The sequence below is a fragment of the Saccharomonospora cyanea NA-134 genome, assembly GCF_000244975.1.
Taxonomy (GTDB): Bacteria; Actinomycetota; Actinomycetes; order Mycobacteriales; family Pseudonocardiaceae; genus Saccharomonospora; species Saccharomonospora cyanea.
This window is the reverse complement of record NZ_CM001440.1, coordinates 2,622,711-2,642,108: the sequence shown is the minus strand read 5'-3', so window position 1 is coordinate 2,642,108 and position 19,398 is coordinate 2,622,711. Positions and strand designations below refer to the sequence as shown.

Here is a 19,398-nt window from a genome sequence, read left to right as displayed (position 1 = left end):
TTCCAGACATGACCACTGTCGCGTTGGCCGTCACCGACGGGATGTTGCATTTCGAACTGGCCTTGGCGTACGAGGTCTTCGGCGCCGTTCCGGCCAGCGTGGCGGTGCCCTGGTACCGGGTGTTCGTGTGTGGCCCCGGCCCGGTGCGGGCCGGCCGGTTCCGGCTCGACCCCGATCACGGTCTCGACCACCTGACGCGCGCCGACACCGTGATCGTCCCGGGCTGGGCGGACGTCGACGAGGAGCCACCCACCGACCTCGTCGACGCGGTGCGCGCGGCACACGAGGCGGGTGCACGCGTGGCCGCTCTCTGCACCGGCGCCTTCGTGGTGGCCGCCGCCGGGCTGCTGGACGGGCGACGCGCGACCACGCACTGGGCGCACACCGGAACCCTGGCCGCCCGGTATCCCCAGGTGACGGTGGACCCCGACGTCCTCTACGTGGACAACGGCACCGTGCTGACCTCGGCGGGCAAGGCCGCCGCCATGGACCTGTGTCTGCACCTGGTCCGCCTCGACCACGGTTCGTCGATCGCCAACACCGTGGCCCGCCGCCTGGTCGTGCCGCCACACCGGGACGGTGGGCAGGCCCAGTTCGTCACCACCCCCGTGCCCCCTCCGGACAAGCATCCGCTCGCCGACCTGTTCGCCTGGGTGCTCGAACGACTGGACCACCCGCTGACCGTGGAGGACCTGGCCCGCCAAGCGCGGATGAGCTCCCGCAACCTCGGTCGCCACTTCAGATCGGTGGTCGGTACCACCCCGTTGCAATGGTTGCTGATCCAGCGGATCCGCCATGCCCAGACGTTGCTGGAGACCACTGACGACAGCATCGACGCCATCGCCACCGCCACCGGCATGGGCACCGCCACAACGCTGCGCCGACACTTCAACCGCACGGTCGGTGTTCCTCCGGACACCTATCGCCGCACGTTCCGTTCGCGGACCCCTGCCGTCCCGCAGGGCCGGGTGCCTCACGGCAGGGCTGTCGAGTTCTGAGACAGAGCACTGTGGCGGACACCGGGGAGGTCACCGCAGGCCCGAGCGGCACCACGCCACAGCTTCGGCCTCAGCCGGAGCGCAGCGCCTGGTCGAGCAGCGCGCCCGGCGCCAGCGTCGCGGTGACGTAGCCGAGGCTCGTGACCCGCTCGGTAGCCGGGGGCTCTGGATCGAGCACCACCGTGGCCGGGTCGCTGACATCCTCCAGCACACGCAGGCCCCGGTAGTAGGCGAGCAATCGGTCATCCTCCGCGTGCGGGCCGTAGCCGCGCAGGAACGCCTCCTGTTGCCGCTGCGTGACGAGTCGTTCGGCGAACACACCGCCGCCGAGAACGAACATCAGATCCCGTTCCGGCGGGGCGAGCACGGCGTCGTCGAAGTCGATCAGCGCCACCGTGTCGGCTCCGGTGACGACGAGGTTGCCCAGGTGCGGATCGGCATGACACGGCACGGCGTTGAGATCGTCCGCCCGAGAGGCGAACCACTCCCCCAACCGCAGCGTGTCGTCGCGCACCACACGCAGCTCCGCCCGCCGCTGCCACCACACGGCGCGGAGCCGCGTGAGGCAGTTGTCCTCGGCCGGGCCGGCCGTCCGGGTCAGTCGCGCGTCGATGTCGTCGAAGACGTCGACCCAACGCGACGGGTCGAAGTCCTCGCGCGGCAGCCACCGGCGCAGCTCGCAGTCGACGGGCAGACCGTGGAGTGCGGAGAGAAGGCGGCCGCACGCGACCCAGTGCCCCTCCTCCGGAGCGACGTCGACCGCGCTACGACCGGCGACCCACTCCACCACTGACAGCCGCCGCCCACCCGCGGCGGCCCACAGCGCGCCTGCCCGGGTCCGCACCGGCATCGGTGCCGCCCCCGGGCAGGCGGTGGCGAGAGCGGACGAGAGTACCAACCCCGCCGGAGACCCGCCGGCGGTCCACTTGACCGCGTACTCGCGACCGTCGTGGCCGCGCGCCTTCCACAACGACGCCGCCCGGTCGGCTCCCGCGTCCACCGGGACGAGTTCACGGACGTCGAGGGCGTAGTGCTCACTCAGCAGTGGTCCCGGGTCGAGTGCGGTCATCGTGCCCGCAGCCTACCGACGGCGACGTGTCACCTGTCCGGACCACCCGAGGGGTCGTCCTCCCAGCGCAGGGCCTCGACCAACCGCGTCTCGACGATCGGCGACATCGTTTCCAGGTAGGTGGCGGTGACGTGGTTGTCGTCCATGTACACGAGCACGTTCCCGATTACCGGCGGGCAGGTCTCGGCGTTGCAGAAGTAGTCACTGAAGTCGAGGAACGACACATTGGGCGGCACGTCGTCGAGCCCGGCATACGGTGGTTCCGGGGCCAGCAACTCCGCTCTCACCCCCGAGCAGCGCGGCGCGTCCGCACCGTGTTTCTGCACGCACTCCGACGGCTCGAAGTCGTATCGGGGGCTGTCACGAATGGCCACCACCGGGATGCCCGCGGCGTCGAGGGCCCGCCACTGCTCCACGTAGCCGGGCGGGGTCCACTCCGTCAGCCCCACCCGCACGTCACGCGTGGCCATGGTGATCACGGCGTCCGGCCGGGTCTCGATGATCTCCTGCAGCACGGCGGCGTTCCACACGCGGCAGTCCTCCTCGGCTGCGTCGGTGGTGAACGGGCAACCGCCCTTGCCCATCGAGATGACCTGCCAACTCCGACGGTCGACGATCGGGCGCAGCGCGGCGATGTACTGCTGGGAGTGCGAGTCGCCCACGACGACGACCCGCCGCACCGGCTCCCCCACGGGGTCCACCGTGCAGATACGCAGCTCCTCGTTCTTCGGCGAGTAGCGGCACTCCTCTTCGCCGAAGCTGTCGAACTGCTCGGGCAGGGCCGCATACGGCGGGAGGACCGGCTTACCGGCGTCCACCAGCGGCGCGCGGGCGTGGAGCGCCTGAGCCCCGAGTGTTTCGTTCTCCTCGGCGGCCACGGTGAACGACGCGCGCTGCGCCGTGACGAGCTGCCAGCTTCCCGCTGCCAACAGCACCGGCAGCAACGCCAGGATTCCGAAACGGTAGGCACCCCACGGGGTCGCCGTCACCATGCGCGCGTTGCGGGCAGGCTGCTCCACGAAGCGGTGGGTGAGCACCGCGAGCACCACCGACACACCGATCACGACGGCGCCCTCCACCACGCTGACCGTCTCCTGGTCGCGGGTGGTGAGGAAGAACAGCAGGATCGGCCAGTGCCACAGATACAGCGCGTAGCTCAGATCGCCCATACGCACCAGTGGCCGCGCCGACAGGAACCGGTCCGCACCGATCCGGCTGTCGGTGGCGCCGGCCACGAGCACCAGCACCGCCGCCAGCGTCGGCCACAGAGCGGCGTAGCCGGGGAACACCGTGCCGACCTGCAACACGAGCCCGCACGACACGAGCGCGAGCACACCGACCCAGCCGCAGACGATCCGCACCACCCGTGGCACCCGGACCGCGTCGATCGTCAGGGCCGTCAATCCGCCCAGCGCGAACTCCCACACCCGCGTGGCCGAGTGGAAGTACGCCAGCGGCTGGTTCGTCGCCGTCAGCCAGACCGAGTACGCGAGCGACAGCGCGAAGGTCACGGCCAGCGCCGCCACCAGCGAACGACGCAGCGTCCAGCCCGCCCGCCGGGCGAGCAGCGCCACCATCGCCACCAGCAGCGGCCACACCAGGTAGAACTGGCCCTGGATCGACAGTGACCAGAAATGCTGCGTCAGGCTTGCCGTCGAGTGCTGGGCGAAGTAGTCGGCCGAGTCCGCGACCAACTGCCAGTTCTCGAAGAACAGCGCCGACGCCACGACCTCCCTGGCCGTCTGCATCCACCGGTGTTCCGGCAGCACCAGCACGGCGACCGCCATCGTCACCAGCAACACCGTCAACGCGGCCGGGAGGAGGCGCGTGAGCATCCGCCCCCACATGCGCCGGAACTCGATGCGGCCCCGACAACCCGCCCGGTACAGCTGTCCGGTGATCAGGAACCCGCTGATCACGAAGAACACGTCCACACCACCGGACACCCGGTCGAGCCACACGTGGTAGACGACCACGAGCAGCGCCGCCAGAGCACGCAGCCCCTGGAGCTCGGGCCGGAACTTGCGGGGTCGTGTCGACACCGGGTCGGCGCTCACACGCGGGGGTAACGGAACGGACACAGACAACTCCTGCAACGCCTCTTGCCAAGGTTCAGCGCGCTGACGGTACCGGTCGTGGGAAACCGGCGTCGTCCCGTGTCCGACGGGGTGTGCCCGACCGAACAATCCACCGGCGTCTCCGCTACCCGAGGTGTCCGGATGGTGGCACCACCCGTCGGGGTGGCGCGGGACCACGGGAGTGTGTCTCGTGTCCACGAAGGGGCAGGACCACGAGCTTCGTGACGCGGTCCTCGGTGCGATGGTGGCCTGGTATCAGGCGCCGGCTGCCTCGTCGGGCGTTTCATACAGCGGCCAGACCTCGACCACACCGTGGGCGACCGCGCACGGAGTCCGAGAGGCCATCGCCACCGCCTCTTCCAAGCTGGAGGCTTCGATCAGCGCGAAGCCCGCGACCGGCAGCGCGGACCGCAGGAACGGTCCCTCCACCGTGTCGGTGCGGGCGGCATCGTGGTTGCGGACCTGGACCGGCCTTCCCGCGATTCCCATCCGCGCACCGCCGGCACGTAGGCGGTCGTCCTGTGCGTGCGCCTCGGCCCGTACGGCGGCGTCGGTGCGGTCGTAGCCGTCCTGATCGCCGTAGCCGATGGTGATGAACGTAGGCATGTGCATCCTTTCCCGGTACTTCTGCGACGAGTCCGTCACTGAGATGGACACGGTTCGGCGACCGAATTCATCGGGCCACGCCTCGCCGATCCGGAGATGAGCGGACGGCATGCCGTGACCCGGCCGTGGCCGGACCAGCGACGGCCGGGCGACCGAGGGATTCCGACAGCGCGGTGGACAACCCACGGGCGATCGGCATCGACATCCCTCGGCTACGGCTCGGGCGGTGGAACGGCGAGGCCCGTCTTGATCGGGTCGAGCACGGGCAGCGTGTCGTAACGCCGCACGTTCTCGTCGTTCAAAAACAGCCGGTCCGACAGCACACGGCACTCGGTGAGGCTCTCGGCGACCAGGACGACGACGTAGTCCCACGGCCCGGCCACGTCGTAGCACTGCTGCACACGCGGTTCCGCCCGCATGCGCGAGCGGAATTCGGCGTGGTGTTGCGCGGACTCCCGGTCCAGCGTCACGAGCACCACGGCGAGAGTGGTGGCGCCGAGCACCGTCGGATCGAGGACGGCGACCTCGCGGGCGATGACTCCGGCGGCGCGGTAGCCGCGGAGCCGGCGCTGGACAGCGCTGGGGGAGAGACCGACCTGCTCGCCCAGTTCCCGCAACGTGCGGGAGGCGTCCTCCTGGACGAGCCGCAGCAGCCGGTGGTCGATGGAGTCCGGTACGAAACGCACGCAACATTTTTGCGCTGCGGCGGCAATCTTTACAATCGCGGTCACCACGCGCCGGTCTGGCGTTGCCGTGTCGTCATCAATCCCGTTCGTCATCGGAGGCGCACGCATGCCCGGTATGGACCTCGACCTCTCGCGGATCGCGGACGCGTCGAGCCTGATCGACCCGGTCTTTCTCGACACGCCGCAGTTCGTCGACGAGCAGCTCTGCGCCGCGCTCGGCAGGCGGGTGGTCGTCAAGGTCGAAACCCTCAACCCGCTGCGCAGCTTCAAGGGGCGGGGTGTGGACCTGCTCGCGCGCGAGTTCGAGCCGGGCACCCGCCTGGTGTGCGAGTCGTCCGGCAACTTCGGCCAAGCCGTCGGCTACGCGGCGGCCAGACACGGCCTGCGCGCGGAGGTGTTCGTGCCCGCGGGCGTCAACCCGGTGAAGCTGGCCAGGATGGTTTCCCTGGGTGTCCGCGTGCACGAGATCGGTGACGGCCGCGCCGAGGAGGCCGCCCGCGAGTACGCCGCCGCCCAGCCGGGCAGCGTGTTCGTCGAGGACGGCCTGCACCCGCGCATCTCCGAGGGCGCGGGCACCATCGGCGTCGAGTTGCTCGCCGTAGGCGCGATCGACACGGTGGTGCTGCCGGTCGGCGACGGCGCGCTGATCACCGGCGTCGCTCGCTGGATCAAGGCCCACGCCCCGAGCACCCACATCGTCGGAGTGTGCGCGAAAGGCGCGCCCAGCATGGCCGACAGCTGGCGAGCCGGGCGCGTGCTTCCGACAGAGCGTGCCGACACGTTCGCGGAAGGCATCGCGATCAGTTCGCCGATCCCGGAATCGGTGCGCCGCATGCGCCTGCTGGTCGACGACATGGTGGTCGTGGACGACGCGGACATGCTCGCGGCCATGCGGACGGCACTGGACAACCTCGGTGTGCTGCCCGAACCCGCGGGCGCGGCCGGTCTCGCCGCCGTCGCCACGCACGACCTGCCGGGCGAGGTGCTGGCGACCGTGATCACCGGGGCGAACGTCTCCCCCGCTCTGTTCGGCGACGTCCTGGCCGCCGCCTAGCCGTGGAGTGACCGAGCGTCGGAAGGCACTGCTGCCGGGTGGGACCCGGCGGCTCGGCTGGCCTTCGGGAGGATCGGTCCGGGGTCTGGCGACAGCACGTTCCGTGACGTAGGTGACTGATCACGCAAGAGCGGGATCTCGTGCTGATGATCCTCGTCCGATCTGCTTGCCAGGGAATGGCCTCCACACGGGTGCTGCATGTGTCTTTCACCCCGGCACCGACGAGATTGCGCCCGCTCTGATCTGCCGACCGGGCGCAATTCCGTCAGTGAGTCATCCGACTGTTTCCTCGGACGGAGAGGCGGGCATGGCAATACGCCAAGCAACCACTCCAGCGGCCGTCAGCCCTGCGACGGCGAGGAGACTGCTCGTGAGGAACGGGTCGATGTCAGCCAGGGCGGGGGCGAACCCGATGCCGACGTAGAGGGTGGTCCCGGTGGACCCTCCGAGCTGGTCGGCGGCTCGCTGGATGCCGGATGCGATGCCGGCGTCGTTCTCGGTAACCCCGGTCACCGCGGTGTACTGCAAGCCGACAAGCCCGAAACCCATGCCTGCGGCGATGAGGAGCATCGCCGGAATCATCGCGAGGGCGTTCGCTTCCAGGTGTGTGGCGAGGGCGAGGGAAGCCATGGCCAGCACCGTGAAACCGATACCGGCCAGGGTGCAGACCTGGGCGCCCCAGCGTCCGAGCAGTTGCGGAACGAAGACGGACGCCGCGATGAGAGCCACGGCAAGGGGCAACATCGTCAGGTCCGCTTCGAGAGGACTCAGCCCCAGCTGGTCCTGCAGGTAGTAGGTGAACAGCAGGAACGATGTGGACAGTGCCGCGCTCAGGAGGGCGGTTGCAAGGTTCGCCAGGACCCGTGGTCGACTGCGGAAGAACCTGAGCGGGACGAGCGGGTTCGCCGCGCGACGCTCAACCATGACGAACAGGATTCCGGCGATCACCGCGCCGGACAGCGCCGCGGACGGTAGCCATGGAAGCGAGCAGAAGCGCTCCGGGCCATTCCAGCGGGGGTGCGCCTGACCGGCGGATCAGCCGGAACGAGGAGGATCACCGCGCAGAGCACGACCAGGACGAAAGGTACGGACACGACTCTCTGAGTGCCCTGACCATCAGCACCGGCATTCGACCCCATCCTGCGGAGAAGAGCCGTGGTCGTCTGTGACTTCGACGAAGCCGTCGCTGTCCGCTCACCACCTCGTCTTCCTGCCGTACATCCTGGTCAGAACCGGTTCTCCGCTGTCCGCCGTCCCGGTGCCGGCCGTGTGGGAGCCGTCGATCGTGTTGGAGGGTCAGGGCGCCGACGCACCGTGTGGCTGGCGCCGGCCGAGGAGCTTCCTGAGATGTAGAGGCTGCTCCACCAGATGACGGCCTCGAGCGCCAGACCAAGCGTGCCGATCACGCACCGGTACCCCTGGTCGTGCAGGAACTGGAGTTCAGCGACCAGGGACGATGAGGGCTTAGCTCATGATCTGGCACGGATGTTGCTCAAGGCGTCCGATCCCGGGGAGGAACCGTCCGACGCGGGCGGCGTAGTCGCGGTATTCCGAGCCGTGGACGTGCAGCAGATGAGGCTCCTCCACGGCTCGGACCTGGATCTGGACCGCGACCACCAGGATCACGAACGCGGCGATCGTCACCGGGTCGCCCGCCAGGAGTGCGAGCCCCGCACCGGTGGCGATCATCGCCGTGAAGACGGGGTTGCGCACCCACTCGAAGGCGCCGGTGGTGACCAGATCGGTACTTTCCTGCGGGTCGACGCCCACGCGCCACGACGTGCCCATCACGTGCTGCGCGAGCAGTGTGGCCGCGATGCCTGCCGTCGTGAGGGCGAGTCCGGTGCCGTGCACCGCGCCATGGTCCAGTACGGCGATCGCGGAGACCACGCCGAGCAGTTGGAGCAGTGGTCCCGACAAACCGAGGGCCAACGCGAGGACGAACAGCACGCCGCCCCACCACCCGGCGCCGAAGGGGCGGCCGCTGACACCGCGGAAGCCGGTGGAACCGGTGTGCCGGTACTGCAGCAGGCTGCGGACTCCGAACGCCGTCAACAGGTAGCCGAGATACAGGCCGAGGGCCACTACGGTCACACCACACTCCCGTCAGTAAGAAGACAATGATTCAGTGCTTGCTGTTATATCAGTAGCAGCTGTACTGTTGCGGCCATGCTGATGTGTGAGACTCGGGAGTCGGCTCTCGCCCGGTTGGGGCGGGCACTGGCCGATCCGACCCGCTGCCGGATCCTCGTGGCGCTGCTGGACGGCGTGCAGTATCCGGGCAAACTCGCCGCGACACTCGGCCTGACCCGGTCGAACGTGTCCAACCACCTGTCCTGCCTGCGTGGCTGCGGGCTCGTGGTCGCCAACTACGAGGGTCGCCAGGTCCGCTACGAGCTGGCGGATCCACACCTGGCCCGCGCCCTGAGCGAACTGGTGCAGGTGGTGCTCGCGGTGGACACCGACCAGCCCTGCGTCGACGACGAGCCCGCCGTGTCGGCGGCAACCGATGTGGCGGGGAAAGTGGACGTGGCCCCATGACCGGAGAGGACACCGGCCACCGCCGCGGCCTCACGGCCACGCCGTCGGCATCCGACGGATGCACCGACGGGTGCCGCACTGCCGCCCCGGCCACTTCGGACGGACTCACGCCGCAGCGGCGCGCGTTGTTGTCTCGCCGGATTCGCCTGCTGGTGGCGGCCACGATCACCTACAACGTCATCGAGGCGGTCATCGCGATCGCGGCCGGGACGTTGGCCTCGTCGACCGCGTTGATCGGCTTCGGGCTCGACTCGGTGATCGAGGTCGCCTCGGCGGCGGCCGTGGCATGGCAGTTCGCGGGTAGGGATCCCCAAGCGCGCGAGCGTGTCGCGTTGAGGGTGATCGCGGTGTCGTTCTTCGCGCTCGCCGCCTACGTGACGGTGGAGTCGGTGCGCAGCCTCACCGGCGCGCAGAGCGCGGAGCACTCCACGGTCGGCATCGTCCTGGCCGCGGTGTCGCTGGTGGTCATGCCGTTCCTGTCCGCCGCGCAGCGCCGGACAGGTCGTGAACTCGGCTCGGCGAGCGCGGTCGCGGACTCCAAGCAGACACTGCTGTGCACGTACCTGTCCGGCGTGCTGCTGGTGGGCCTGCTGCTCAACTCCCTTCTCGGCTGGTCGTGGGCCGACCCGGCCGTCGCGCTCGTCATCGCCGCGGTCGCGGTCAAGGAAGGTCGCGAAGCGTGGCGCGGGGATGCCTGCGGCTGCGCTCCGCCCAGCCGCTGAGCAGCGCGCCCGGCACCGTTTCGGGAGGGGCTGCCGGTCCAGACCTCGGTGCTGCCGGTGGGCCGTTCAGCCCTTCGCCTGCCGCGCCGCCTGCGCGAACGACCTCATGTCGGGGAACTCGAGGTCGTAGGAGTACTCCGCCTCGGGTTCGGGCGTGGCGCCCCAGCCCGGACGGTCGTGACGGCGATTGATCCACACCGACGGCAGCCCGTGGCGCTTGGCGGGCACGTGGTCGTGGAAGAGGCTCTGAGCGACATGCAACAGCCGCTCACGCGGCACGCCCATTTCCTTCAGGGCCTCGTCGAGGGCGTCGAAGTGGTTCGGAGCCGGCTTGTAGGCCTTGACGTCCTCGGCGGTGATGACCCGGTCGAACTCCACACCCAGGCGCCGGTTCGATCCCGCGAATCCCTCGCGGTGCACGTTGGACAGGATGACGAGTTTGTAGTCCCGCGCCAGGGAGGCGAGCGCGTCGGCCGAGTCGTCGAAGGCAGGCCAGTCGGGCACCGAGTCGCCCAGACGCTGCGCCCACTCGTCGCTCACGGGCCGTCCGAGCCTGTCCCCGGTGCGCCGGAACGCCTCCGCGAGAATCTCCGAGTAGAGCGCGGCGGGCGTGTCCCGCACGGCCTGGGCCTCGTTCTCGGCGTAGGCGACGAGCAACTCCTCGTCGGTCAGGCCCAGACCGGCTTCCTTCGCCCATGGAGCCAGGACGGCGGCGATACCGGTCTCCCAGTCGATGAGCGTGCCGTAGCAGTCGAAACTCAGCGCGTCGTAGTCAGCGAGGTTCATGGGATCTCCTTGTGCGGTCACCTGGTGCGGACGTTGTCGAGTCAACTGATCCTGGCGTTGTCGAACGTCGTGTCCCGCGCATCACGTGTCTCCCGCGACCGCGACCGAATCGTCCACGGTTCGCAGCGCCAGGTCGCGAGCGTGGCGCAGCAGTCGGGCGTTGCCTTCGAGGCCCGCCCGGACCATCGCGCCCTCCAGCAGGAAAGCGAGCTGGTCCGCCAGGCCGGCAGCACGCTCGCCCGCCAACCCCGGAAGTTCCGAGACGTGGGAGGCCAACAGTGCCGCGACCTCCTCCTTGTGTTGTCGAACGACTTCACGGCCAGGAGCTCCGGCGGGGAGTTCGGCCGCCGCGTTGAGCAGCCCGCACCCACGGAACCCGTGCGCGTAGGCCGATTCGGCGTGATCGAGGTAGGCGTCGAAGACGGCGGCGATCCGTGCGCGGGCATCGTCTGCTCCGGCCAGCCTGCGGCGGTAGAGATCCAGCCACTCCTGGTGGCGGGCCTGCAGATACGCCAGGACCAGCTCGTCCTTCGACGCGAAGTTGTTGTACAGGCTCATCTTCGCGACACCGGCCGCGGCGGTGATGGTGTCGATGCCGGTTCCGTTCACGCCGTGGGCGTAGAAGCACTCGGCGGCCGCGTCCAGCAACCGCTGCCGCGCAGGACTACGCGAACCGGGGCCGGCTCGTGTACTCGGGCCCCGGCGTTGCCGCTGTCCACTGTCGGACATGGTCGGAACTCCTCGCGTTCGATTAGGTAGATCAGTCTACCTAATCGTCGGGACGAGGCAAGATGCCGCAGCAGCCCGAGATGGGACAGGTGGTGCGACCGCACACCTGATGGTGGTATCGGCGGTGTTGAAGACTGCGGCTTCATCACTGTCAATGGTCGGGGCGAGCCCGGTCCAGAACTCCGCGCCGGTGTCCCGGGCGGAGGACGAACTCCGGCCACGGTGCACACACGACACTGCCGGACCGCACAACAGGCGTAGTGTGCCTGTTGTGCGGTTGCCGGTCCGCCGCTTCGTTCGACGAGGGAACCGAGGTGCTGGGGATGAGCGAGACCGACCCGCCGGTCATCGGGGACGCGTTCGGTGCCGCGCTGGCCCGCTGCTGGGCCTCGGGTGCTCGGCCCGGTGCCGCTTTCGAGATCGTCGAACGCGACGACGGATACATCGGTGTCACCGACATGGCCCGCTACTTCGGCGGCCGCGACTCGTGGCCGGACCTGGAGCGTGCCGCGCTCACCGACGTTCGAGGCCGCATCCTCGACGTCGGGTGCGGTGCCGGTCGCCATGCCGTGCCGCTCCGGCAGGACGGGCACGAGGTCGTCGGGCTGGACTCCTCCCCCCTCGCTGTCGCGATCACTCTCGAACGCGGCGCACCCGCGGTGTCGGGCACCGCTCAAGCCGTCCCCGCCGGGATCGGCCGCTTCGACACGATCCTGATGCTCGGCGGCAACCTCGGCCTGCTCGCCGACCCTGAGACCGCCGTGGTCACACTCACCGAACTCGCCCGGATCACCGCGCCGGGCGGGCAGCTGCTGGGCACCGGCATGGACCCGTACCGCACCGAGGATCCCGCTCACCTCGCCTACCACGACCGCAACCGCGCCAGGGGCCGCCCGGCGGGGCAGCTGAGGATGCGTGTCCGTCACGGCAGGCTCGCGACACCATGGTTCGACTACCTGCTGGCCGCCGCTGACGAACTCACCGACCTGATCACGAGTACTCCGTGGACCCTGAACTCCATCGAAGAACACGGCGCCGGCTACGCCCTCAAACTCGACCTGGCCGCACCGACGCCCGCTGCTGTGCGCCCCGGCCCGGAGACGTCGTGAACCTCGACTCGGTCCGGTTGAGCTTTCCGAGCACGACGTGTGGCTGGGAAGCCTGTCGTGGTAGGTCGGTCGTTCCGAGTGACCGTGGCATCGAATACTCGTTTCCCCACGGCATCGAGGTCGTGCCAGGGTCGGCCGGTGACCGCCTCATCGAACGAACCCGCCCCGCGAGACACACTCGACCTGCTGCGCTGGCAGTTCGACCTGACCTGGTCGCTGTTCGAGTACCACCTGGAGCGGCTTGAAGTGGACGACTTCCTGTGGGAACCCACCGCGAACTGCTGGACGGTACGCCTGGCCGACGACGGGACATGGGTGCCGGACTGGGCGGAGAGCGAACCCGATCCCGTTCCCGTACCGACCATCGGTTGGCTGAGCTGGCACATCGGCTGGTGGTGGAGCGTGGCCATCGACCACGCTCATCGCAGAGCGCCTCGGCAGCGGAGCGACATCGTCTGGCCGGGCGCGGGCAAGCCGGCCGTCGAGTGGCTACGCGGTCTCCGTGCGGACTGGCTGGAGGCACTGGACCGGTTCACCGACGCCGGGCTGGGCTCGACCGCCCCGTTCCCGTGGCAGAACGACCCGCGCCACACCGTCGCACACATGATCGCCTGGGTGAACGCCGAACTGATGAAGAACGCCGCGGAGATCGGCCAGCTCCGCCTCCAACGAGCTGCCGACCGCGCGTCGACTCGAACGGAAACGATGAAAGTCCGGCCCGGCCTGCCCGGCGACCACTCGACGGCCGGGCAGGCCGGGCACTTGGCGGCTTCCGCCGGTCAGCGGGAGAACTCGCGGTTGAACAGCCGCCTCGACCAGAGGTAGCCGCCGAGGGCGATGAGGCCGCACCAGATGAGTGCGAGCCACGCGTGGTTCCCGAGCGGCCGGTCCATCAGCAGGCCGCGCAGGGTCTCGATGATCGGCGTGAACGGTTGGTACTCGGCGAACCAGCGCAGCCCGGCAGGCATGGAGTCGGTGGGGACGAACCCGCTGCCGAGGAAGGGCAACAGTATCAGCGGCATGGGCAGGTTGCTCGCGGTTTCGACGCTCTTGCTCACCTGGCCGAGCGCGACGGAGAGCCAGACCAGTGCGAAGCTCACCACCAGCAGGAAACCGGCCGTGGCCAGCCACGCGCCCAGCCCTGCGGTGGGCCGGAACCCGACGAGCAGCGCGACGCCGATCACGACAGCCAGGGCGAACATCGCTTGGATCACGCTGCCGAGGACGTGCCCGGTCAGCACCGAGACGCGGGCGATGTGCATGGTGCGGAACCGGGCGATGACGCCTTCGGTCATGTCCATGGCGACCGAGATCGCGGTCCCCTGGACCGTGGCCGCCACTGTCATCAGGATGATCGCGGGCGTCACGTAGTTGGCGTACTCGGCGCGCCCGCCTGCGATGTGCGTCGATTCGCCGATCCCGGCGCCGAGCGTGCCACCGAACACGTAGACGAACAGCAGCAGGAAGACGACGGGCATCCCGACGAGCATCAGGGTCATCGACGGGTATCGCAGCATGTGTCTGAGGTTGCGGCGCAGCATCGTCGCCGAGTCGCGCAACGGGTGGAACTTCAGAGCCACCGGGGAGGGGCCGGTGAGGGCGTGGGCACTCATCGAGTCAGCACCTTCTCGTTGGTGGGATCGCTGGTGAGGGTGAGGAAGACGTCGTCGAGATCGGGGGTGTGCACGGACAGCTCCTCGACCTCGACGGCCTGGCCGTCGAGCCGGTCGATCAGGGTCTTCAGCGAGCGCAGGCTGCCGTCGCTGGGCACCCGCAGGGTGAGCGCGTCGTCGTCGCGTGAGGCCTGCCCCAGTGCGCGCAGGGCCGTGTCGAGGCCCTGCTGGTCGGCGAACCGCAGGCGAACGTGTCCGCCGGGGATGCGGCGCTTCAGCTCGTCCGCGGTCCCCTCGGCGACCAGCCGGCCGTGGTGGAGTACGGCGATCCGGTCGGCCAGCTCGTCGGCTTCCTCCAGGTACTGCGTGGTCAGGAAGATGGTGACTCCGTCGGCCACCAGTTCCCGGACGATCCGCCACATGTTCCGGCGGCTACGCGGATCCAGTCCGGTGGTCGGCTCATCGAGGAAGATCACTTGCGGGCTGCCGACCAGGGTCATCGCCAGGTCGAGGCGCCGCCGCATACCTCCGGAGTAGGTCGATGCCGGTTTCCTGCTCGCGTCGACCAGGTCGAACTGTTCGAGGAGCTGGGCGGTGCGCCGCCGCCTTTCGCTCTTGGCGAGGTGGTTCAGATCCGCCATCAGCAGCAGGTTCTCCTCGCCGGTGAGCAGGTTGTCCACCGCCGAGAACTGACCGGTGACCCCGATCGCGGCGCGCACCGCGTCGGGTTCACGGGCGAGGTCATGACCGGCGACCTGGACGTCACCGGCGTCAGCACGGATCAAAGTGGACAGAATCTTGACCGTGGTGGTCTTCCCCGCGCCGTTGGCACCGAGCAACGCGAAGATCGTTCCCCGCCGCACGTCGAGATCGAGACCGTCGAGGACGACCTGGTCGCCGAAAGATTTCCGTAGCCCGGTCGCGGTGATGGCCTGCCGGGAGCGGTTGCTGGTCATGGTTTCCTTCCCCAGTTCCGGAAGTGGCTCAGGAGCGGCGGATCGTGATGTCGCCGTAGGAGGTGCGGCCACGCACCTCGACGGTCTCGTCGGCCTCTTCGGGCCGGACGGCGTTCTGCAGCAGGTTGTGAACACGCCCGCAGTCGGTGTTCACCTCCAGCCAGGCTGCGGTGCCCTCGGCGATGCCGATCTCCAGGTCGCCCATGGCGGTGCCGAGGGTGACCGAACCGCGGGCCACCTCGCCGAGGCGGATGCTGCCGTTGGACGTCTTCGCGTCGACATCCGCGCCCGCCCGGTCGACGGAGATGTCGCCGTTGGCCGCGCGCACCCGCACCTCACCGGTGATCGCGCCGATCGTGGTGTCACCGTTGGAGTTCTTGATCACCGCGGTGCCCTCGACCTCACCGACCTGGACCTTTCCGGAGCCGGTGGAGATCTCGGCGTTGCCGGTGACGCGGTCGGCGGTGACGTGACCGGCCGACGTGTCCAGGCGCAGCGGACCGGTTCGTTCGAGCCGGACGTTCCCGGCGGAGGTCTTGAGCCTGCACTCCCCGACCCGACCGGTGCAGTGGATGTCGCCCATCTGCAGTTGTGCGGACACCTGGGAACCGCTGGGCAGTTCGACGGACACGTCGACCGACCTGGTCTTACGGGAGAAGTCGAAGACGCGCGCCTTCGGGCCGGTGACCCGGAGTGTGCCGTCGGTGTAGTCGACACGGACCTGCTGTGCGGCTTTCACGTCGGACTCGTCGGTGGCGTCGCTCGGGCGGACCTCGACGACGGTGTCGGTCCGGTCGCTCGCGGTGATCCGCACCTCGCCGACACCGAGTTCGAGTGCGGCGGAAATCGGTGCGGGCGTCTCGTATTTCGGCATGGTTGTCTCCACAACATGGGTAGGTGAGTCATCCCCGCAGGTCGGGGGCGTGGTGTGAGAAAAGCGGGCGGTGGGGCTAGCGCACCCAGCCGGTGAAGCGCTGCTTGGCCCGCTTGCCGCCGCGTGGCTCCGGACGTTGCTCGCGAGCGGACTGCTGCAGGGCAGCGGCTGCCGCCCGGACCAGCCAGGCGTTGACCGAGCGTCCCTCCCTGGTCGCGGCTTCCTCGATCGCGGTCTTGAGCTGCTCGGGCATGCGCACGTTGATCCGTGCGGTGGGGCCTTCCTCGGCGATCAGCAGGTCGCTGTCCGGCGCGTTGTCGACCGTCGCCGCGGCGTCCTCGTCCGCGACATCGAACGGCTCGGCGGGTGGCGGGGTCACGACGAAACTCGGATCGCGTCCGCGCAGGCGCAGCTCCACCGAGCCCGGGGCCAGGTCCCGGGTGATCTCGTCGGCGGCGGCCGACAGCGCGTCCAGCAGTGTCATCCGGATCGCCGATTCGAGCGACCCGGTCAGGCGCTCGACCAGCGCACGCGCCTCTTCACCACCGGTTTCGGCCAGCGTGGCGAACTCACGTCCGAGGTTGCTCACATACGAGGTCAAGTCCATGGCATCACTATGGCACACAGATGGCACCCATACAAGCCATTATGGCTCAATATGGCATCATTCGTGGCGCCAATTGGTGTCCGTTGCTGGAAAAGCACTGGTCAGCGTCGTGTTCAGAAGAGCGAAGCCGCAGTTCACTACGAAGACGGTGTCCCCGAACACGGCCAGGCCACTCAGGCGGCACACCCGTCAGCGACGATCACTGCCCGCGCACCCGGTCGACGCCGACGGGGTCGGGCAGCAGCCGGGGCACCACCCGGACGTAGACCACCATGCCGACCACCTCCACCAGGGTCTGAGTGACCACCACCAGCGCGGTGATCGCGAGTCGATCGGGAAGCGCCAGGGCCAGGGGCAGAACGACCAGCGAGTTACGGGTCGCGCCGGTGAACACGACCGCCCTCCCGGCCGGAACGTCCAGCCGGAACAGGCGAGCGACGGCGAGTCCGGCGAAGGCCATCACCACGAGGAACAGCACGTAGAACGGCACGACGGGAGCCACCGCGGCCAGACCGTCGCCCAGCTTGGGCACCTGGGAAGCCACCACTGTGAGCAGGGTCGCGGCCATCAGCGGCACCATCGTCGTGCCCACCGCGTCGGCGACCCGCTGACCCGTCGGCCTGCGCGCCGCCCAGCCCTGGGTGAGCCAGGCCAGGGTCAGCGGGATGACGATGAGCACGATGAACGCTTCGACGAACGGGCCGATCTCGACGACGTCGGCCAGCTCCGGGCCCAGGAACAGCAGCAGATATCCAGGCAGTAACGCCATCTGCACCAGCAGCAGCAGGGGCGTGGCCGCGAGCAGTTTCCCGCTGCTGCCGCCCGCCAGTCCGCTGAAGGCGATGACGTAGTCCACGCACGGGGCCAGCAGGACCAGCAGCACCCCCAGGCGCACGGCCTGGTCGGCGGGCAGGAAGGCGAACATCGCCGCGACCACCAGCGGCACCACCACGAAATTCACCACCAGGGCGGCGCCCAGGAACCGGCCCGCCCGCAGGGAGTGGCCCAGCTGGGCAACAGGCACCTGCAAGAACGTCACATAGAGCAAGGCGGCGAGCACCGGGTTGATCGCGTACTCCAGTCCCGGCCCCGCACCGGGGGCAATCCAGCCCACCAGGGCCCCGACCGCGAGCGCACCCACATAGACGGCGACCTGGTGACGTTCCATACCTGCGACCAGGCCGGATGAGGACGACAACGATGGGCTCCTTGCGGCGTCGTGTGACGGCAGACCGGAAGACGGCGGCGAAGCGCGGGTGGTCAGGTCGCCGAGGTGAACAGTTCGGTGAGCAAAGCGGCGCCCTCGGCAGGGGCACGTACCTCCAGCCGCAGCACCGGGCCATCCAATTGCAGCCGGAAGTCGAAGAACGGGCAGCACCGCTGCTCGGCGGCGGCCAGCGCGGCGATCGCCCCGGCTCGCTCAGCGGGCACGACCAGGCGCACCCCGTCGTCGATCTCCTCACGTCCGGCCCCGGACAACAACCGCTGCCACTGCCCGGCCCGCTCGGAGAGAGCCTCGCCGGTCAGGGAACACGCCACGGCCGCCGTGCGCCACCGCTCGGCTGTCGCTTCGGCCTTGCTCGGACGCGAGGACGTCACCGGCGGCCCCACTGTCTCGCTGGGCGAGAGGAAAGCGCACCCCGGGTCGCAGCGACCGCTGCGGTTCGGCAGCGCGTCCAGATGCTCCAACGCCCGGTGCAGGACGGCGGTGAACGCGGTCAGCTCCGTCATGCGGCGCTCGGCATCCGCGATCCGGGCGGTGAGCCGGGGCCGCAGGTCGGCCTTCACGTCCTTGCAGGCCCCCGACTCCCACACCCGCAGCAGCTCGGCGATCTCCTCCAGCGGCAGCCCGAGATGCTTGGCCGCGCCGATGAACGCCAGCCGGTCCACGGCGTCCTCGCCGTAGAGGCGGTAGCCGGCCGGAGTCCGCTCGGCGGGCAGCAGTCCCGCGGTCTCGTAGAACCGCAAGGTCGTGGCCGGGGTACCGGTGCGTTCGGCAAGCTGAGAAATCCTCATCGTGCCCACCCCATGACGGTAAACCTTCGAGTCGACTGGAAGGTCAACCCTGCTTCGGGGCCGGGTCACCCGGCGAGGCAAGGAAGACCCCGGCCGAGATGCCGGTGCTCAGCGCCGTGGGGTTCGTCAGCAGCGCGGACACCGCGTTCCCCTCGCCTCGGCTACCTCGCTACGTCCGGTCGAGCAGCGTGAGGTAAGCGTCGAGCTGGGCCGCCCCGGCGAGAAGGTCGCGGCTGCGCGTGGTCAGCCGGTGTTGCCAGGAGTCGAGGAAGGCGCTCAACGCCTCCGCCCCACCGGCTTCGCGCAGTGATGCGATGAACCGCGCGATCTGGTGCAGCAGGTACCCGCCCCGGCGCAGTTGCCGTGCGATCTCGGCGTCGCGCACGCAGTCCGGTCCGTATTGGCGGTAACCCGTCGTCCGGTCGCGTTCGGGGCGGAGGATGCCCTCGGCTTCCCAGGTCCGCAGCGTCGCTGGGTGAACGCCGAGTCGGCGCGCGAGTTCGCCCACGGTCAGAGGACGACCGTTGACGGGAGTGGGTGTGGTGGTGGACAGAGCACCGAGGGCCGTCGCGACCTCGATACGGGTGTCGCGTTCGGCGAGCAGCGCGACGTGTGCGGCGTCGACGAGCCGGTAGGCGGACTCGGTGTCGCCCCGGTTGAGCGCACGCATGATCTCCACCGCCTGCTGGTGTCCGTGGCCACGGCGCAACGCGAGGAAGGCGCGCAGCGCCTGCGCATGCAGGGGCGTGTAGCGCCGGTAGCCGGTCTCGCTGCGTTCGGTCGGCGGGAGGACGCCCGCGTCACCGTAGTTGCGGATCGCCTGTGCGGACAACCCGTGCTCCCGGGCGAGGTCGATAGGCCGCAGCTTGCACCTCCGATTGAGGCTTTGTCCTCGACAACCCTGGTAAATGTCGCAGGAGTTTCACTCGGATATTCAACGATACGGTCGAGGAT

The 19,398-nt window shown here is 69.3% G+C and carries 21 protein-coding genes; 6 read left to right on the top strand and 15 right to left on the bottom strand.

The features are described from left to right. The first annotated feature begins 8 nt into the window (after positions 1-8). The gene (locus tag SACCYDRAFT_RS12435; RefSeq protein WP_005456571.1) at positions 9-998 is read left to right on the top strand and encodes a helix-turn-helix domain-containing protein; all 990 of its coding nucleotides are present in this window, start codon (positions 9-11) and stop codon (positions 996-998) included. A gap of 70 nt (positions 999-1,068) precedes the next feature. Here the strand turns inward: SACCYDRAFT_RS12435 and SACCYDRAFT_RS12430 are convergent, their stop codons facing one another. The 4 genes from SACCYDRAFT_RS12430 to SACCYDRAFT_RS12415 form a co-directional block, all read right to left on the bottom strand. Further along, positions 1,069-2,067 carry a phosphotransferase enzyme family protein gene (locus tag SACCYDRAFT_RS12430; RefSeq protein ID WP_005456569.1) on the bottom strand — a complete coding sequence of 333 codons (999 nt, stop codon included), beginning with the start codon at positions 2,065-2,067 and terminating at the stop codon, positions 1,069-1,071. A 29-nt stretch (positions 2,068-2,096) separates the two neighbouring features. Beyond that, positions 2,097-4,148 carry an acyltransferase family protein gene (locus tag SACCYDRAFT_RS12425; RefSeq protein WP_005456568.1) on the bottom strand — a complete coding sequence of 684 codons (2,052 nt, stop codon included), beginning with the start codon at positions 4,146-4,148 and terminating at the stop codon, positions 2,097-2,099. A gap of 252 nt (positions 4,149-4,400) precedes the next feature. Further along, positions 4,401-4,751 carry a YciI family protein gene (locus SACCYDRAFT_RS12420; RefSeq protein ID WP_005456567.1) on the bottom strand — a complete coding sequence of 117 codons (351 nt, stop codon included), beginning with the start codon at positions 4,749-4,751 and terminating at the stop codon, positions 4,401-4,403. 212 nt (positions 4,752-4,963) lie between these two features. Next, on the bottom strand, positions 4,964-5,437 hold the full coding sequence (locus SACCYDRAFT_RS12415) for an Lrp/AsnC family transcriptional regulator (protein WP_043536428.1): 474 nt from the start codon (positions 5,435-5,437) through the stop codon (positions 4,964-4,966). 106 nt (positions 5,438-5,543) lie between these two features. On the opposite strand from SACCYDRAFT_RS12415, the gene SACCYDRAFT_RS12410 reads away from it, so the two are divergent. Then, positions 5,544-6,491, top strand: a complete 948-nt coding sequence (locus SACCYDRAFT_RS12410) for a threonine ammonia-lyase (protein WP_005456565.1) — start codon at positions 5,544-5,546, stop codon at positions 6,489-6,491. Between the two features lie 273 nt (positions 6,492-6,764). Here SACCYDRAFT_RS12410 and SACCYDRAFT_RS12405 read toward each other — a convergent pair whose 3' ends face one another. Together SACCYDRAFT_RS12405 and SACCYDRAFT_RS12400 are read right to left on the bottom strand one after the other, a co-directional pair. Then, the gene (locus tag SACCYDRAFT_RS12405; protein ID WP_198284987.1) at positions 6,765-7,415 is read right to left on the bottom strand and encodes an MFS transporter; all 651 of its coding nucleotides are present in this window, start codon (positions 7,413-7,415) and stop codon (positions 6,765-6,767) included. Between the two features lie 540 nt (positions 7,416-7,955). Further along, positions 7,956-8,585 (bottom strand): methyltransferase family protein, encoded by a 630-nt coding sequence (locus tag SACCYDRAFT_RS12400; RefSeq protein ID WP_005456564.1) that lies wholly within the window; start codon positions 8,583-8,585, stop codon positions 7,956-7,958. Positions 8,586-8,660: 75 nt separating this feature from the next. Between SACCYDRAFT_RS12400 and cmtR the strand changes: the two genes are divergently transcribed. Continuing rightward, positions 8,661-9,032 carry a Cd(II)/Pb(II)-sensing metalloregulatory transcriptional regulator CmtR gene (gene cmtR / locus SACCYDRAFT_RS12395; RefSeq protein WP_005456562.1) on the top strand — a complete coding sequence of 124 codons (372 nt, stop codon included), beginning with the start codon at positions 8,661-8,663 and terminating at the stop codon, positions 9,030-9,032. Further along, complete coding sequence (locus tag SACCYDRAFT_RS12390; protein ID WP_005456560.1) at positions 9,029-9,754, top strand: cation transporter; 726 nt, start codon at positions 9,029-9,031, stop codon at positions 9,752-9,754. The genes cmtR and SACCYDRAFT_RS12390 overlap by 4 nt, the downstream gene beginning before the upstream one ends. Positions 9,755-9,820: 66 nt before the next feature. Here SACCYDRAFT_RS12390 and SACCYDRAFT_RS12385 read toward each other — a convergent pair whose 3' ends face one another. Together SACCYDRAFT_RS12385 and SACCYDRAFT_RS12380 are read right to left on the bottom strand one after the other, a co-directional pair. After that, on the bottom strand, positions 9,821-10,540 hold the full coding sequence (locus SACCYDRAFT_RS12385; protein WP_005456558.1) for a haloacid dehalogenase type II: 720 nt from the start codon (positions 10,538-10,540) through the stop codon (positions 9,821-9,823). Between the two features lie 81 nt (positions 10,541-10,621). Continuing rightward, positions 10,622-11,269: a TetR/AcrR family transcriptional regulator gene (locus tag SACCYDRAFT_RS12380; protein WP_005456556.1), complete on the bottom strand. Its 648-nt coding sequence runs from the start codon at positions 11,267-11,269 to the stop codon at positions 10,622-10,624. 323 nt (positions 11,270-11,592) lie between these two features. Here SACCYDRAFT_RS12380 and SACCYDRAFT_RS12375 point away from each other — a divergent pair, with 323 nt between their 5' ends. Both SACCYDRAFT_RS12375 and SACCYDRAFT_RS12370 read left to right on the top strand, forming a co-directional pair. Continuing rightward, the gene (locus SACCYDRAFT_RS12375) at positions 11,593-12,378 is read left to right on the top strand and encodes a class I SAM-dependent methyltransferase (RefSeq protein ID WP_005456554.1); all 786 of its coding nucleotides are present in this window, start codon (positions 11,593-11,595) and stop codon (positions 12,376-12,378) included. 138 nt (positions 12,379-12,516) lie between these two features. Next, complete coding sequence (locus tag SACCYDRAFT_RS12370; RefSeq protein WP_005456553.1) at positions 12,517-13,203, top strand: DinB family protein; 687 nt, start codon at positions 12,517-12,519, stop codon at positions 13,201-13,203. On the opposite strand, the gene SACCYDRAFT_RS12365 is transcribed toward SACCYDRAFT_RS12370, so the two are convergent. The 7 genes from SACCYDRAFT_RS12365 to SACCYDRAFT_RS12335 form a co-directional block, all read right to left on the bottom strand. Beyond that, entirely contained in the window at positions 13,158-13,991 is an 834-nt protein-coding gene (locus SACCYDRAFT_RS12365; protein WP_005456551.1) for an ABC transporter permease, read from the bottom strand. The two genes, SACCYDRAFT_RS12370 and SACCYDRAFT_RS12365, sit on opposite strands and share 46 nt — an antisense overlap. Further along, entirely contained in the window at positions 13,988-14,947 is a 960-nt protein-coding gene (locus SACCYDRAFT_RS12360; protein WP_005456544.1) for a daunorubicin resistance protein DrrA family ABC transporter ATP-binding protein, read from the bottom strand. Before SACCYDRAFT_RS12360 ends, SACCYDRAFT_RS12365 begins: the two co-directional genes overlap by 4 nt. A gap of 28 nt (positions 14,948-14,975) precedes the next feature. Next, positions 14,976-15,821, bottom strand: a complete 846-nt coding sequence (locus SACCYDRAFT_RS12355; protein WP_005456542.1) for a DUF4097 family beta strand repeat-containing protein — start codon at positions 15,819-15,821, stop codon at positions 14,976-14,978. A 76-nt stretch (positions 15,822-15,897) separates the two neighbouring features. Next, positions 15,898-16,428, bottom strand: coding sequence for an Arc family DNA-binding protein (locus SACCYDRAFT_RS12350; RefSeq protein ID WP_005456540.1), 531 nt, complete (start codon positions 16,426-16,428; stop codon positions 15,898-15,900). Positions 16,429-16,627: 199 nt separating this feature from the next. After that, complete coding sequence (locus SACCYDRAFT_RS12345; protein WP_043536426.1) at positions 16,628-17,596, bottom strand: bile acid:sodium symporter; 969 nt, start codon at positions 17,594-17,596, stop codon at positions 16,628-16,630. Positions 17,597-17,688: 92 nt separating this feature from the next. After that, on the bottom strand, positions 17,689-18,444 hold the full coding sequence (locus SACCYDRAFT_RS12340; protein ID WP_005456536.1) for a MerR family transcriptional regulator: 756 nt from the start codon (positions 18,442-18,444) through the stop codon (positions 17,689-17,691). A 169-nt stretch (positions 18,445-18,613) separates the two neighbouring features. Then, positions 18,614-19,309, bottom strand: a complete 696-nt coding sequence (locus SACCYDRAFT_RS12335) for a MerR family transcriptional regulator (RefSeq protein ID WP_043536424.1) — start codon at positions 19,307-19,309, stop codon at positions 18,614-18,616. Positions 19,310-19,398 lie beyond the last annotated feature (89 nt).

Coding starts and splice junctions, on each gene's coding strand:
- SACCYDRAFT_RS12345 (WP_043536426.1), bottom strand. CDS start 17,596: ATGGAACGTCACCAGGTCGCCGTCTATGTGGGTGCGCTCGCGGTCGGG.
- SACCYDRAFT_RS12380 (WP_005456556.1), bottom strand. CDS start 11,269: ATGTCCGACAGTGGACAGCGGCAACGCCGGGGCCCGAGTACACGAGCC.
- SACCYDRAFT_RS12360 (WP_005456544.1), bottom strand. CDS start 14,947: ATGACCAGCAACCGCTCCCGGCAGGCCATCACCGCGACCGGGCTACGG.
- cmtR (WP_005456562.1), top strand. CDS start 8,661: ATGCTGATGTGTGAGACTCGGGAGTCGGCTCTCGCCCGGTTGGGGCGG.
- SACCYDRAFT_RS12375 (WP_005456554.1), top strand. CDS start 11,593: ATGAGCGAGACCGACCCGCCGGTCATCGGGGACGCGTTCGGTGCCGCG.
- SACCYDRAFT_RS12405 (WP_198284987.1), bottom strand. CDS start 7,415: ATGGTTGAGCGTCGCGCGGCGAACCCGCTCGTCCCGCTCAGGTTCTTC.
- SACCYDRAFT_RS12385 (WP_005456558.1), bottom strand. CDS start 10,540: ATGAACCTCGCTGACTACGACGCGCTGAGTTTCGACTGCTACGGCACG.
- SACCYDRAFT_RS12420 (WP_005456567.1), bottom strand. CDS start 4,751: ATGCCTACGTTCATCACCATCGGCTACGGCGATCAGGACGGCTACGAC.
- SACCYDRAFT_RS12340 (WP_005456536.1), bottom strand. CDS start 18,444: ATGAGGATTTCTCAGCTTGCCGAACGCACCGGTACCCCGGCCACGACC.
- SACCYDRAFT_RS12355 (WP_005456542.1), bottom strand. CDS start 15,821: ATGCCGAAATACGAGACGCCCGCACCGATTTCCGCCGCACTCGAACTC.
- SACCYDRAFT_RS12410 (WP_005456565.1), top strand. CDS start 5,544: ATGCCCGGTATGGACCTCGACCTCTCGCGGATCGCGGACGCGTCGAGC.
- SACCYDRAFT_RS12365 (WP_005456551.1), bottom strand. CDS start 13,991: ATGAGTGCCCACGCCCTCACCGGCCCCTCCCCGGTGGCTCTGAAGTTC.
- SACCYDRAFT_RS12430 (WP_005456569.1), bottom strand. CDS start 2,067: ATGACCGCACTCGACCCGGGACCACTGCTGAGTGAGCACTACGCCCTC.
- SACCYDRAFT_RS12350 (WP_005456540.1), bottom strand. CDS start 16,428: ATGGACTTGACCTCGTATGTGAGCAACCTCGGACGTGAGTTCGCCACG.
- SACCYDRAFT_RS12435 (WP_005456571.1), top strand. CDS start 9: ATGACCACTGTCGCGTTGGCCGTCACCGACGGGATGTTGCATTTCGAA.
- SACCYDRAFT_RS12390 (WP_005456560.1), top strand. CDS start 9,029: ATGACCGGAGAGGACACCGGCCACCGCCGCGGCCTCACGGCCACGCCG.